Origin of the sequence: Trinickia caryophylli, assembly GCF_034424545.1 — a bacterium.
Lineage (GTDB): Bacteria > Pseudomonadota > Gammaproteobacteria > Burkholderiales > Burkholderiaceae > Trinickia > Trinickia caryophylli.
Genome location: NZ_CP139970.1, coordinates 1048117 through 1061872 on the forward strand (window position 1 = coordinate 1048117; position 13756 = coordinate 1061872).

Here is a 13756-nt window from a genome sequence, read left to right on the forward strand (position 1 = left end):
ATGAAAAGATGGAGACGAACAAGCGCGAATCGGCGCGCTTTCGCTGCGGCTGCGTCGATCGGCGCATTCGCGGCAGCATGCGGCGGCAACGTCGCTCATGCGCAGTCGAGTGTGACGCTCTACGGCGTGGTAGATGCCGGGGTGCAGTATCAGACGCACGCCGATGGGCAGCACAGCGCGGTCAATCTGCAGAACTATGGCCTGATACCTTCGCAATTCGGCTTCAAGGGCAGTGAAGATCTCGGCGGGGGATTGAAAGCGATATTCCGCCTCGAGCAGGGCTTCAATCTCAACGACGGCACCGCCACCATTCCCGGCTATGCGTTTTTCCGGAGCGCGTGGGTCGGCCTGGAAGGTGGTTTCGGTGCGCTCACGGCCGGCCGCGTGTTCAGCGTACTGTTCGACAACACGCTCTTTCACGATCCCCTCTATTTCGCGAGCTACAGCGGTCAGGGTCTCGTGGTGCCCGTCGATGTCGGCTTCGTCAACAACGCGCTCAAGTACAAGTCGCCGGACTTCAAAGGCCTGACCGTGCAAGCGCTGGCCGCAACCGGCGGCGTGGCCGGCAATTCGCGCTCGGGGCGCGTGCTCGAGCTCGGCGCGCAGTTCAACACCGGCAGCGTCTCGTTGAGCGGCACGCTGCATCAATCGCACGGCACCGCTTCGTCCACAGCCGATACGTCGGCGCTGCAACGAACCATCGGTACGCTCGCCGCGCGCGTGGCGATCGGCGATGCGACGCTCTTCGCCGGCACCGAACGTGTGACGGGCTCGCTCGATCCGCAGAAGACGGTCGTCTGGGGCGGCGCGCGTTACCAGTTCAATCCGGCGGCCGGCCTCGCCACCGGCGTCTATCACACGATGTCGAACACGCCCACGGTCGGCCATCCGACGCTTTTCGTCACGAGCGGCACCTATGCGCTTTCCAAGCGCACCGTCGCATATGTGAATCTCGCCTATTCGCTGAACTCGGCCCACAGCTCGCAACCCGTGTACGAGTACCAGTCGATACCGCTCAACGGTGCCTCGCAGTTCGGCGCCATGGTCGGCATGTTCCACACCTTCTGACCATCGCACTCGCACGACTTCCGGCCCACTTTGCCCAGGCTCCGATATGAAGAACCGACTCATCCCCGTCCTGCTCCCGCATACACACGCTTGCCCGAGCGCATCGTCGTTGCCGTCGCGGCGCGAACGCGCGGCGCTCCGCCGCCCGCTCGCATCCGGAGACTGCAGATGAACCAACTCTCTTCCGCGAATGCCTCGGTACGCTCGAGCGCCAGCGCGCAGGCAGGTCCCGCCCAAGGCGCGGTGCTGCTGCTCGGCAGCAGCCTCACGATCGTGGGCGCGGTCATGGTCGCGCCGATACTGCCGAAGATCGCAGCCGAATTCGTGCCGGCCCATCCAGCCGCGGCAGGCCTCGTGCCGCTCGTCGCGACCGGCCCCGCGCTCGCCATCGCGTTGTTCGCCCCCGTTGCCGGATGGCTCGCCGATCGGCTCGGCCGGAAAATGCTCCTGCTGCTCGCCACGCTCGTCTATGGGCTCGTGGGCGCCGCGCCCGCGCTGCTGAACGATCTCGGCGCCATCCTCGTCAGTCGTTTCCTGCTCGGCGCGGCCGAGGCCTGTGTGATGACCTGTTGCACGACCTTGATAGGCGACTATTGGCAAGGCGACATGCGCGTGCGCTACGTCAACCGGCAGATCGTGACGATCGGCATCGTCGGCACGCTCTTCTTCGTGATCGGCGGTGCAGCGGGGGAGCACGCCTGGCGCTATCCGTTTTATCTCTATCTGTTGCCGATCCTGCTCGTGCCCGCAATCGCCGCCCTCCTCTGGGAGCCGCTGCGCGCGCTGCCGCCTGCGCAGGCCGACGAGGATGCGGCGCCCTTATCGGGCCGCGCACTCGCGCACATGCTCGGCGTCGGGTACGCGCTCATCTGCTTCGGGATGATCTGCTCGTTCGTGGTGCCCGTCCAGATGCCGCAGTTGATGATCGACATCGGCGAGCACTCTTCGACGATGATCGGTCTCGCATCGGGCATCGGCCTGCTTTCCACGCTCGGCGGTTCCATCGCATGGCCGTGGCTGCGCAATGTGGCCGGCCGCCGGCTCGTCAACGTGGTGCTGCTCGTCATGCTCGCCGTCGGGCTCTATCTCTTCGCGCAGGCGCATTCCGTGAAGGCGATCCTGGTCGCCGTCGTGATCCATGGCTTCGGCGGCGGCATGCTCGTGCCCAACGCAATCCTGCCGCTCATGCGCCGGCTTCCCCTGGCCACGCGCGGCCGGGGGCTCGGCGGATTTACCGCTGCGCTCTATTTCGGGCAATTCGTCAGCCCCCTCGTCGTGCTCTCGTGCATCGGCGTATGGGGCGGCCTGCGGCCCGCCATCGTCGCACTTGCCGGCGCCGCCGCCGCAGTGGCGCTCTTCTGGCTGCTCGCCGCGCTGCGCACGCGCGACGATCGATAAGCCGGGATTCTCCAACCGCCCAAGGAAAACACTCATGAATGACTTTCAGGCGCTACTCGCCACGCATGATGGCATCGCGCTTGCCCACCTCGTACGCGGCAAGGAGGTCTCGCCCGCGGAACTGCTCGAAGCCGCCCTCGCCAATGTCGACGCAGTCAACCCTGCATTGAACGCCGTGGCGGAACGGCTCGACGCATCGGCGCGCACCGCCGCTGCGTCGGTTACCGGCCTCGAAAGCGCATTGGCAGGCGTGCCGACCCTCGTCAAGGATTTGTTCATGCCCGTGCGCGGCGCACGCATGGCCAACGGCTCGCACCTCTTCGGAGACTATCGCCCGGATTTCGATGGCGAGCTCGTCGCGCGGCTGCGCAGAGCCGGCATCCCGATCTTCGGCACATCGCTGTCGCCCGAGTTCGGAACGTCCTACTGTACGTCTTCGGCGCGCTTCGGCATCACGCACAATCCGTGGCATCCCGACGTCACCTGCGGCGGATCGAGCGGCGCTGCGGCAGCGCTCGTCGCCGCGCGAGCGATCCCGTTCGCGCACGGCAACGACGGCGGCGGCTCGCTGCGCGTGCCCGCTTCGTGCTGCGGCGTATTCGGCTTGAAACCCTCACGCGGCCGCACGCCGATGGGCCCGATGGCCGGGGAAGGCTGGGCGGGCATGGGCATCAATCACGCCATTACGCGTACGGTGCGCGACAGCGCGGCGCTGCTCGATCTGATCTCGGGCGCCGATATCGGCGCGCCCTATGCGGCGCCCGCTCAGAGCGAGACGTTTCTCTCGGCCACGCACCGCGACCCTCGCTCGCTGAGGATTGCCGTAATCGATCGGGCGCCGCCGTGGCCGACCGATCCGGCGTGCCGAACTGCACTCGCTCATACCGTTTCGCTGCTTTCGTCGCTCGGCCACCATGTCGAGCCGATCGCAAGCCCCGTCGACTCGGAGGCGTTCTACGACCATGTATTCACGATCATCGGCGCGCAGACGCGCGCCATGTTCGACACGATTGCGAGCCAGCGCGGTTTTCCGGTAGATGGCAACGAGGTCGAAGCGCGCACCCGCATCATCGTGCGCGAGAAGGGTGGCGTTTCGGGCGCACAGTATGCTGCCGCGGTCGATTGGATCCATGCGCTCGGCCGTACGTTCGGCCGGTTGATGGAGCGTTACGATCTGCTGCTGATGCCTACGCTTGCCACGCCACCGCTTTCGCCCGCCAAGTTGGCGATCGGCGACGACACGCTCCTTCTGAGCGACGTCATCGAGCGCTCGCATCGGTTCTCGCCGTTCACGGCATGGTTCAATGCGACCGGACAGCCGGCGATGTCGGTCCCCCTCTTCTGGGACGAGCACGGTCTGCCGATCGGCAGCCAGTTTGCCGGTGCATTCGGATCCGAGTCGCTGTTGTTCTCGCTCGCCGCGCAACTCGAGCGCGCCGCGCCGTGGGCCGCGCGCGTGCCGCCGGTCCACGCAGGTTCGATCGCGAGCTGACGCACGATCGTCGATCGTTCGCTATTCGCTGTCGACTGCCTGCTGTCGATTGCCATCGGCGTGAGTGCTCGTCGTTTCGGGCGCCAGGCGCCGATGGCCATAAGCCTGATCATGCCGCCGCACAAGCCCCTGCGCGGCTCCCGCACGCGGCCCGCGCCGCTGGCACCCGCGAACGATGCACGGGGCCGCCTCCTGCCGCGCCAAGCGACGCAAAGCGACGTGACGTGACGTGACGTGACGCGACGCGACGATCATGCGGACCATCGCCAACGTCATGGCCGCCGTTTTCGATCGAAGCGGATGACGATCCGATGACTCTCGCGGCATGAGCCACGCAACATGGCTCACGCCATGCTTTATACTTTGCCTCTGCCCGCACCGGCGCCCGTCGGGCGCGCGAGCGGACTGCACGTGTACTCGCCGGTATCGCGCACGCGCATTGCTGCCGCACAACCTCCGTCCCGTCCCACTCCATGTCGATCAGGCCCGCGCCCAACACCCCGCCATCCGATTCGATCGTGCCGGCCGATCAGGCACCGCTGCTCGACTTCCTGGGCTATCACGTCCGGCGTGCTTATTTGACGGTACAGGCGGACTTCGACGCGTGCATTCAGAAGCTCGACTTGCGGCAGACCGAATTCGGAGTGATGTCGATACTCTGTGCGAACCCCGGCATCAACCAGAAGACACTCGCCGAAGCGCTGGCCATTGCCCCGCCGAATCTGGCGATGCTGCTCGACCGCCTCGAGAACCGCAAGCTGCTCAAGCGCCGGCGCAGCATGGAAGACAAACGCGTGCAGTTGGTGTCATTGACCCAGCAGGGCACGCGCTTGTACGACAAGGCCTTGGAGGCGGCTCGGGAAGCCGATCAGCGCTCGGCCAGCAAGCTCACTCGCGCCGAGATCGATCAATTGAAGGTGCTGTTGGGCAAGATGTTCGCACGCTGACGCGTGCGGTTCTTCTTTTTCGTATGCGCGCGGCCGCCCAACCCGATGGTGCTGGAGCGACCGCGCAAGCACGCACGGAACGGCACCTCGCGAAAACGCCACGCCCGGCCGCGCCGCGCTTGCCGACGTATTACGCCGGATCGGTCAGCATGAGCGCATCCAACGCGATCACGCCCCGGCCGCGCGGGTAGACCACCACCGGATTCAGATCGATCTCGCGAATACGAGGCTCGGACGCGAGCAACGTCCCGAGACGCTGTACGAGGTTCGCGAGCGCCTCGACGTCGAGTGCCGGCGAGCCGCGGTAGCCATGGAGCAAGGGCGCGCCGCGCAGCAACGTCAGTTCGTGGACGATCGCGTCGAGACCGAGATCGTGTGCGAGCAGGCGCACGTCGCGCGTTACCTCGGCGGTCACGCCGCCGAACCCCACGAGGATGACCGGCCCCCATTGCGGATCGTTGCGTGCGCCGACGATCATTTCCAGGCCGCGTTCTCCCATGGCCTCCACCAGCACTCCGTCGAGGTTCGCGCGGGGCGCATGACGCACAACATTGTCGTGCAGCCGCTGCCACGCCTGCTGCAGCGACGCAGCATCGCCGATGCCGAGCAGCACGCCGCCCACGTCGCTCTTGTGACTGAGTTCCGTGGCCTGTACTTTCAACGCAACCGGGTAGCCGATGCGCGCGGCGATCGCCTGTGCCTGCTCCACGTCGGCCGCGAGTTCGCCGCGCGCAAAGGGGATACCGATCGGCGCAAGGATTTGCTTCGCGCGATATTCGGGCACGACGCCGCCGGCAGCGGGCAGCGCGACCGCGACCGGCTCGCCGCCCGCAATCGAGAAATCTCGTGTGGCCCGCTCGGCGAGGCCGGCGAGCGCGCGCAGCGCACGCTCGGTGCTCGGGAAGTATGGAATCCGCAGCTCGCGCATCTGCGCGATATATTCGGGCGGCACCACCGCGCCTTCGTCCAGCCCCGCGCAGATCACAGGCTTCGTCGGCCTCAGCTCGCGCACCGCGCGCAACACCGGCGGCACCTTGATCGCGCACGTCACCGGGTCGGTCTGAATCAGACCCACCACGATGCTCGAGAAGCGTTCGTCGTCGAACAACGCTGCAAGCGTCCGGTAGTAAAGATCGGGATCGACGAGCGCTTGCGCCGTGAGGTCGAGCGGATTGCTTACCGCCACGAACGGCGGCATGGCCGCACGCAGGCCCGGCGCGTCTTCATCGCCGACGGATGGCAGCGGAAGCCCCAATTCGTCGCATAGATCGAGGCAAAGCGCCTTGAACGCGCCGGATTCGCCGAGGATTGCCGTGCCGGGAGCGGGCAGCCTCGCGCACCGAAATGCGATTTCGGCCATATCGCCCAGTTCCTCGAGCGTGTGCGCAACCACGACGCCCGCCCGCTCCACTTTCGTGGTCATCAATGCGTGATCGCCGGCCATCGCGCCGGTATGCGTCGCCGCGGATTCGCGTGCCGCGCTGCTCCTGCCAGGATGCAACAGCAACAGTACCTTGCCGGCTTCACGGGCCCGCCGCGCGATGTCCAGCAACCGCAGCGGCTGACGAAACTGCTCGGCGATGATCGCGATGACGCGCGTGCCGGGGTCGTCCAGCAGGAACTGCGCGTAGTCCTCGATGTGGCTCGCCGCTTCGTTGCCGGTTGAGATGGCGTAAGACAGCGGGAGATCGCGGCTCGCAAGCGTCGTGTTGAGCACCGTCATCATCGCGCCGCTTTGGGACAGAATGCCAATCGCGGGTTCGCTGCGATTGCGCCGCGCCTGCGCCTCGCTCACGTTGACTTCGATGAAGGTCAGGGCAATGCGCTCGAGGTAGTTGATGCAGCCAAGGCAATTCGGTCCTTCGACGAGCATGCCGGACGCAGCCGCAATCCGTGCGATCTCGCGCTGCTGTTCCATGCCGGCGGCCCCCGCCTCGGCGAACCCGGCGGAAAAGATCACGGCGGCGCCGACCTCGCGCTCGGCGAGCTCCCGCACGGTCTCGACCACGGCGGCCTGGGGGATCGCCAGGATAGCGACGTCGACGCCGCGCGGCAGGTGCCCCACCGATGCGAGACAGGGACGCCCGCCGATTTCGCTGCGCTTGGGGTTGATCAGATGAATTTCGCCGCCGAAACCATTGCGCTCGAGATTCGCAAGCACGGAAGCGCCGAGCGCACCTGGCGTGGCCGAGGCACCGACGATCGCGATCGAGGCCGGCCGAAGCAGACGCGCAAGCACCGAACGCGCCGCGCCGGGCGATGACGAGGGAGTAGTCATGCTTCGCTCCTATGCCGAACGGCGCTGCTTCGCCAGGTCGTAAGCGGCAAGACCCGGCTTGTAGCTCTTGTCGTCGAGAAACTGCTTCAGCCCTTCGCGGCGGCCGTTGTCGTCGAAACTGTTGGCGGCCTCCTGCGCGCGGACGAGGAAATCCTCGGCATTGTCGTACGTCATTTCGCGCACGCGCCGGATTGCGTCCTTGGTCGCCTTCAGCGCCACCGGGTTCTTTTCGAGCAGGGCGTTGGCCACCTCCGATACGCGCTCGCGCAGGCGCGCCAACGGCACCGCCTCGTTGACGAGCCCCCATTCCGCCGCCGTACGGCCATCGATGTTTTCGCCGAGCATGGCGTGATACATGGCACGGCGAAACGAGAGCAGCTCGGTCGCGACCTTCGACGCGCCGCCACCGGGCAGAATGCCCCAATTGATCTCCGACAAGCCGAAGCGCGCCTCTTCCGACGCAAATGCGAGGTCGCATGCGAAAAGCGGGCCGTAGCCGCCGCCGAAGCACCAGCCGTTGATCATCGCAATGGTCGGCTTCTGATACCAGCGCAGGCGCCGCCACCATCCGTAGCTCTCGCGCTGCGCCTTGCGCGTACCCTTGAGACCATCGGCCTCGGTGTCGCGGAAGTACTCCTGCAAATCCATGCCCGCCGTCCAGGCGCTGCCCTCGCCGGTCAGCACGAGCACGCCCACCTCCGGATGAAATTCGAGCTCGTCGAGCACCGTCATCATGCGCCGGTTCAGCGCCGGGCTCATCGCGTTGCGCTTTTCCGGCCGGTTGAATTTCACCCACGCCACACCGTTGTCGATCGAATAGACGACGGTATTCTGTTCGCTGCTGCTCATCAACTTCCTCCTGATTCCCAATCGAAACGCTGCCGAGCCGAGGGCCGGCAGTCAGACGTGACTTGTTTCAAAACGGCTCCGTCGAGGCTGCCGCTGCCGCGCCGGTGCATCGCAGATTTAGTTATTCGAAATAGTAGTTATGTGTCATAACTATCAGGGCAAACGCGATTGCATCGAATCCGGTGAAACCCGAATGTCTGCGGGGATACGCCCGAATCGGGCGCCTCCCTCACGTAGGAAAAATCAGCCGGAGCAGGCCGCGAGTGTTCGCGACAACGGCTGGCAGCGGACCGGCGCCTTGGCGCTCCCGGCCCGCGTCGGATACGGCGTGGCGGCAGGGCCGGGTCTAAAGGTCAAGCACGAGCGTGCCCTTGCCGCGCGATACGCAGGGCAGAAAGCATCCCGAGGTGCGCTCCTCGTCGGTCAGGTACTGATCCCGATGATCCGGCTCGCCCGCAAGCACGCGAGTCAGACAGGTTCCGCAAACGCCCTGCTCGCACGACGTCAGCACCTCGATGCCGTGGGCGGCAAGCGCCTGGATCACGGTGCGGTCCGCCGGCACAGGCACCTCCAGGCCGCTGCTCGAAACACGCACGGCAAAGGTCTCGCCCGGTGCCGCGGCGCCGTTGCCTGCGCTGAAGGATTCGAAATGCAGCTGCGTTTCCGGCCAGCCGGCGACACGTGCCGCATCGAGCATTGCATCGATGAAACCGCGCGGCCCGCACACGTAGAGATGAGTGCCGGGCGCCGCGGCCGCGAGCACACTGGCCGCATCGAAGCGCTGCTCGGGCGCGCCGTCGTCGTAGTGAATGCGGGCCTGGACGCTGAACCGCGAACGCGCGATTCTTTCGCGAAATGCCGTGCGCTCGGGCGTGCGCGCGCAGTAATGCAGCATGAACGATTTGCCGGCAGCGCACAGTTGCTCGGCCATGGCGACGATCGGCGTGATGCCGATTCCGCCCGCGAGCAGCAGGTGATGCTCGCCCTCGCGAACGACCGGAAAGAGGTTTCTCGGCCCGCCGATTTGCAGTTCCTGCCCTTGCGCCAGCACGTCGTGAACCGCGGCGGACCCTCCGCGCCCCGACGCCTCCCGCAGCACGGCGATCTCGTAGCGCCCGCGTTCCGCGGGGTCGTTGCACAGCGAATACTGCCTTACGAACCCGCCAGGAAGGTGGACGTCGATGTGCGCGCCCGCGTCGAACGCCGGCAAGGGAGAACCGTCGGCGCTCGCAAGTTCCAGTCCGCAGATGTCACGCGCCTCGGACCATTTGCGGGCCACGCGCACGCGCAGCGTTGCGTCGCTCATTTGGCCTCCAGACTGACAGCCGACGCGGTTCGCTCCGCCGCAAGCAACCGGTCGAGCACCTTACGCGACAGCACACCGCCCGCGTCGATGTTCAGCTTCAGCAAATCGCGCCCCGGCCACGTTTCGAGATTGCGCTGCTGCCGCTCGAGCATCTCGAGGTCTTCGCTGAATATCTTGCCCTGCCCTTCCTTGATGCTCGCCGTCAATGCCGCATCGTCGGGGCGGAAGTTGCGCGCCATCCCCCAGAAGTACCAGATCGAATTTTCGGTTTCGGGCGTGATGAAATCGACGACGATCGACGAGACCTTATGCTCGGCCGGCGCGTGATAGCCGCCATGTCCCGCGTGGGCCACGCCGACTTCGATCATCACGTGGCTTGGCGGCGAGAAACGGCAGATCTGCCAGCGATCCACGGGGACGTCGTCCGCCAGGCCGTTGTTGCGCAGCGCCATGCGCCAGAACGGCGGCGGCATCACATTTTCCATGAACCGGCTCGTGACCACTTCGTTGCCTTGCGCTGTCGTCTTCGGCGCGGCCTCGTCGATCTCCTTCTGACCGATGCTGTTCGCGTGAACGTACGTCTCATGCGTCAGGTCCATCAGATTGTCGATCATGAGGCGGTAGTCGCAGCGGATGTGGTAGAGCCCGCCCCCATACGCCCACGCGGGATCGCTCGCCCAGGGCAGCGAATGGCGAGCCGCCGGGTCCGCCTGCTCCGGATCGCCTGGCCAGACCCATATGAAGCCATCGCACTCCAGTACAGGAAAGCGGCGTACGGCAGGAAATGCCGCCACGCGCTGCCCAGGCATGCACGCCGTGCGCCCATCGCAGCCCACTTCGAGGCCGTGATAGCCGCACACGAGGTTACCGCCACGCACGAAGCCCAACGAGAGCGGCGCGCCGCGGTGCGGACAAAAGTCTTCGAGCGCCGCGACCGTTCCGTCCTCGGTCCGATAGAGCACGAGCGATTCACCGCAGATCTTGCGGCCCAACGGCTTACCCCCGATTTCGTCCGGGGTGCATGCCACATACCACGCATTCTTGAGAAACAATTGTTGCCTCCGTTGCTTGGGTTTTTCCGGAGCGTCCGAGGGAGAGCGGTACGGTATCATTCCGTACACTGAATGTGATTCAGTGTACTCACCGCCGGCTGGCGGCAGCAAGCGATGCGGTATACTGGTTTTCCCGGAATCCTTGCTGGATCAGGCTTTGCGGCGCCGAAACAGCCACCGGATCGCGACACCCCTTATGCTCGCCCGCTCGCTTCGTCGTGCGGCCGACTCAACCCGTAGGCACCGCCGGTAACATGCTCGAACTGTATGACGAACCGGGTCACCTGATCCGCAGGGCACATCAAATATCGGTGGCGATGTTCCACGAAGTGGTCAGCCGGGAAGTCACGCCCGTGCAATACGCCATCCTGCGCACGCTGCATGACCGGCCCGGTCTGGATCAGGTCACGCTCGCTCAGCGTGTGGCCTTGGATACCTCGACGACGGCCGACATCGCCGTACGTCTCGAAGCTAAAGGCTGGATCGTCCGAGAACTGATGCCTCGGCGCCAACGCCGCCTCATTCTCACGCCCGAGGGCGAAGCCCAGCTGGCCACACTCATGCCCCGCGTGGCCACGCTGCGTGCGAAGCTTTTCTCCGGCATGAACGATGCCGATGCCGATACTCTGACGAACCTGCTGCGGCAGTTCGTGCACCTCAACAACGAGGAAAGCCGGGCGCCACTTCGAATCGACTGACCAACGTCGATCGGTACCGATGACTCCGCTGCGCATTGGATGCGCACATCCCAGGGTCATTCAACCGTCCGCACGCCGCTGCTCGAGCGTATTGACGGACGATATAGATCTCCATGTCCGCACTGGTCGTTGGCACGGGCCCAATAATCCGGGTCATTTTTAACGCTCGCTTTCTTCCGTTTCGCACTATGTGAGCGCAACGAGGCGTCATCGTCATCTGATTTTTGTGTGACTCGCCGGCTACGGTCTAACATGAAGAGCCAGCAATGGTGACCGCCTGCCGGAGTGAAAACGGCATTACCTGGACTCGTGTCGGCTCCGAACGAGGATTTGCGACATGCGAACTCACGCCTCACTCAGCAGAACAACGCCCCCAACAGTTGGACGGTGGAAGCCGAACGACATCAGAGACCGTTTGCAGGCCAACGCCGCGCATGCAAATTATCAAAACCAACAGGCTTCGAAGCCGCTGCCGGGCCGGTATGTCGATCCGCCTCCACTCGACGATGATTTTCTGGAGGAGCTGCACAACGACCCTGTCATTGATTATTTTCTAGCGCTCGATGAACCGTTGGGGCCACCGCAGCCCCACCTACCCGCCCCGCCGGGTGAGGAAGAAGCCCCGATCGACCCGCCGACCACCCTGAGCGACATAGGGTGGGTCATCAAGTTCATCCTGTTCAATCTTCTGTTATTGAGCGGCCAGGTTCACGCGGAGATCGATTCGAGAAAGGCGCACGGCCTTGCCGGCACCGACAACGATCCTCGCGCCAGGCCGGGCCATGACCACACGGGCTCGGGAACGAATAATGGCAGTGACGCCGGTCCTTCGACCTCGGAATCCGCCACTTCGGCGCATGTCCCGCCCGCGTCTTTCGATGGTATGAGCGGGGCACACCACGTGCCTCACACAGAAAGCCATGATCGCTTCCCGACCGAAGAGGAGAATCCGGCATCAGCGGATTTGGCGGAAATCGACCAGAGGCAGGACGAGTACCCGGCGCTGCGCGACCCGCGGAGTACCAATCACAAAAAGCGCAAATTTCAGAAACTCAAGGTCACGGCGAAAAAAAACGACGAGGCCTTGAGCGCTTATCGTGATCTGATATGCAACACGCCGCTCCAGACCGCAATGGAGCAATTGGTGACAAGACGAGAGCTCGCCAGATTCCTGATGCAGATGCACGGCCTGGATCCCGATCAGGTCTTCATATATGAGTATCCGATCAATCCCCAGGAATATCACAAATTAGCGCCGAGAGAGATATCGGCAATCGATATCTTTATCGACATGCAAACCCACCCGCAAACCTACAAACCGCCACCCGGATACGAAGTACTTCGCCACATAGACCTCGATCAAATTTTCTGGGATTTGATGGAATCCGTAAAAACGAGAACAAAGGAAAATATCTTCGAAAAAGCCAAGAAAGCACTGGAAGAAAAACACAATTTCCGCCTTTTCATGGGGCGAGGAACTTACTCCGTTCGCCCGATCAGCGTTTACGATCAAGATTGGTGGAGCCTCGTCAAAAATTCGCTCGGTGGGTCGCCAGCGGCAACGTCGGTTATCGCGTACATCATAAACTTCGAGGAATGGAAAGGCGAGGACCGCTCGTTTATCATCGCATCCAACCATCCGGACGTTGTTCTTCCGATCTCGACGGATTACGCAAAGCAGGTTGAATTCGTCAAGGAAAACAAGAAACTATTCTTCAGCCAAGAACTGAAACTCGATGAGAAGGAGTATGGAAAGGATTACATCATAGCAATCGACGATGCCACCAGGAAGGCATCCTACAGGGATGAGACGGTCAACGCGGCGGCCGAAGAGATATCGAATCGCCTGGTCAACAGCATCAAAGAAGAGGCGTTTGGCGCAACCGGCAAAGAAGGAGTAATCGACTTTTTCATGGGTCACATCCCGTTCTACAGCGCCTTAAAAGCATACCGGCGGTACGAATATACCGAGGCAGCGGTTCACGGAATTCTGGATGGACTATCTTTTGTGGGAGGCCCGCTCTCGAACGCATTCAAACGCCTCGGCCTCAATAAAATCGCTGGCGTATTCCAAAAGGTCGGGAAATTGAACATATTGTCCGCACCGAACGATGCCTTGGAGAAAAATGCCTGGAGAGTCGTCAAGGCGGTGAGCCGCAAGGTCGAGAAAAGCGCACCGAGGGTGGGCGCCGTCGGGCGGGAAATCATAAATGAAATTGGAAAAGAGAGGGTCTCCGCCGGTGGGGAATGGTTATTCGATCGTGCGGCGAAAGAGGTTGGGCAGGTCTATAACGTCAAGGACTATCTGATAGATCGCGCGAAGAGCGATAGGGAGACCGACTCAAAGTACGGCGGCGCCGCAAAATGTGAATAATCGGCAAGCAAGCCGCTAGCGGGCGCGCCTGCCGCGCAGGATGTTGCGCGGCTTGCTGTCGGCGCGGTACAAGCTCGCGTTCGCCATCATGGGCACACGATACCTTTCGGACATCGCAGACCTCGCGGCTGCAGGCACGTTGCGGCCGACGATCGGTTTGGAGCGGCCCTTTGCGGATGCGGTGCCCACGCTCGCCGCGGCGGAGCACGGACTACGCGTGTCCGGCAGGGTGGTTCTGATCTTCTGACGGCCGTGGCTCCATTGTCGGTGCCCGGAGTGGCCGAAACGCGAAAC

At 63.7% G+C, this 13756-nt stretch carries 11 protein-coding genes; 7 read left to right on the forward strand and 4 right to left on the reverse strand.

From position 1 onward, the window contains the following. The 4 genes from U0034_RS04775 (at position 1) to U0034_RS04790 (ending at position 4905) form a co-directional block, all read left to right on the forward strand. Complete coding sequence (locus U0034_RS04775; protein WP_085223849.1) at positions 1-1068, forward strand: porin; 1068 nt, start codon at positions 1-3, stop codon at positions 1066-1068. A 168-nt stretch (positions 1069-1236) separates the two neighbouring features. After that, complete coding sequence (locus tag U0034_RS04780; protein WP_085224460.1) at positions 1237-2466, forward strand: MFS transporter; 1230 nt, start codon at positions 1237-1239, stop codon at positions 2464-2466. Between the two features lie 34 nt (positions 2467-2500). Then, positions 2501-3958, forward strand: coding sequence for an amidase (locus U0034_RS04785; RefSeq protein ID WP_085223847.1), 1458 nt, complete (start codon positions 2501-2503; stop codon positions 3956-3958). Positions 3959-4431: 473 nt separating this feature from the next. After that, entirely contained in the window at positions 4432-4905 is a 474-nt protein-coding gene (locus U0034_RS04790) for a MarR family winged helix-turn-helix transcriptional regulator (protein ID WP_085223842.1), read from the forward strand. Positions 4906-5035: 130 nt separating this feature from the next. On the opposite strand, the gene U0034_RS04795 is transcribed toward U0034_RS04790, so the two are convergent. The 4 genes from U0034_RS04795 to U0034_RS04810 all read right to left on the reverse strand — a co-directional run bounded on the left by U0034_RS04795 (position 5036) and on the right by U0034_RS04810 (position 10390). Further along, entirely contained in the window at positions 5036-7183 is a 2148-nt protein-coding gene (locus tag U0034_RS04795) for an acetate--CoA ligase family protein (RefSeq protein WP_085223840.1), read from the reverse strand. Positions 7184-7192: 9 nt separating this feature from the next. Beyond that, complete coding sequence (locus U0034_RS04800) at positions 7193-8032, reverse strand: p-hydroxycinnamoyl CoA hydratase/lyase (RefSeq protein ID WP_085223838.1); 840 nt, start codon at positions 8030-8032, stop codon at positions 7193-7195. Positions 8033-8378: 346 nt separating this feature from the next. After that, positions 8379-9338, reverse strand: coding sequence for a PDR/VanB family oxidoreductase (locus U0034_RS04805; protein ID WP_085223836.1), 960 nt, complete (start codon positions 9336-9338; stop codon positions 8379-8381). Then, positions 9335-10390 carry an aromatic ring-hydroxylating dioxygenase subunit alpha gene (locus U0034_RS04810; protein WP_085223834.1) on the reverse strand — a complete coding sequence of 352 codons (1056 nt, stop codon included), beginning with the start codon at positions 10388-10390 and terminating at the stop codon, positions 9335-9337. Before U0034_RS04810 ends, U0034_RS04805 begins: the two co-directional genes overlap by 4 nt. Before the next feature lie 254 nt (positions 10391-10644). Between U0034_RS04810 and U0034_RS04815 the strand changes: the two genes are divergently transcribed. From U0034_RS04815 to U0034_RS04825, 3 genes are all read left to right on the forward strand, one after another. Further along, positions 10645-11088, forward strand: a complete 444-nt coding sequence (locus U0034_RS04815) for a MarR family winged helix-turn-helix transcriptional regulator (protein ID WP_085223832.1) — start codon at positions 10645-10647, stop codon at positions 11086-11088. 337 nt (positions 11089-11425) lie between these two features. Beyond that, entirely contained in the window at positions 11426-13462 is a 2037-nt protein-coding gene (locus U0034_RS04820) for a hypothetical protein (protein ID WP_139831102.1), read from the forward strand. A 52-nt stretch (positions 13463-13514) separates the two neighbouring features. Continuing rightward, positions 13515-13709 (forward strand): hypothetical protein, encoded by a 195-nt coding sequence (locus U0034_RS04825; RefSeq protein WP_139831101.1) that lies wholly within the window; start codon positions 13515-13517, stop codon positions 13707-13709. Positions 13710-13756: the final 47 nt, after the last annotated feature.

Bases quoted from the DNA above. Each gene is read 5' to 3' on its own strand.
- U0034_RS04775 (WP_085223849.1), top strand. From the start codon at position 1: ATGAAAAGATGGAGACGAACAAGCGCGAATCGGCGCGCTTTCGCTGCG.
- U0034_RS04780 (WP_085224460.1), top strand. From the start codon at position 1,237: ATGAACCAACTCTCTTCCGCGAATGCCTCGGTACGCTCGAGCGCCAGC.
- U0034_RS04785 (WP_085223847.1), top strand. From the start codon at position 2,501: ATGAATGACTTTCAGGCGCTACTCGCCACGCATGATGGCATCGCGCTT.
- U0034_RS04790 (WP_085223842.1), top strand. From the start codon at position 4,432: ATGTCGATCAGGCCCGCGCCCAACACCCCGCCATCCGATTCGATCGTG.
- U0034_RS04795 (WP_085223840.1), bottom strand. From the start codon at position 7,183: ATGACTACTCCCTCGTCATCGCCCGGCGCGGCGCGTTCGGTGCTTGCG.
- U0034_RS04800 (WP_085223838.1), bottom strand. From the start codon at position 8,032: ATGAGCAGCAGCGAACAGAATACCGTCGTCTATTCGATCGACAACGGT.
- U0034_RS04805 (WP_085223836.1), bottom strand. From the start codon at position 9,338: ATGAGCGACGCAACGCTGCGCGTGCGCGTGGCCCGCAAATGGTCCGAG.
- U0034_RS04815 (WP_085223832.1), top strand. From the start codon at position 10,645: ATGCTCGAACTGTATGACGAACCGGGTCACCTGATCCGCAGGGCACAT.
- U0034_RS04820 (WP_139831102.1), top strand. From the start codon at position 11,426: ATGCGAACTCACGCCTCACTCAGCAGAACAACGCCCCCAACAGTTGGA.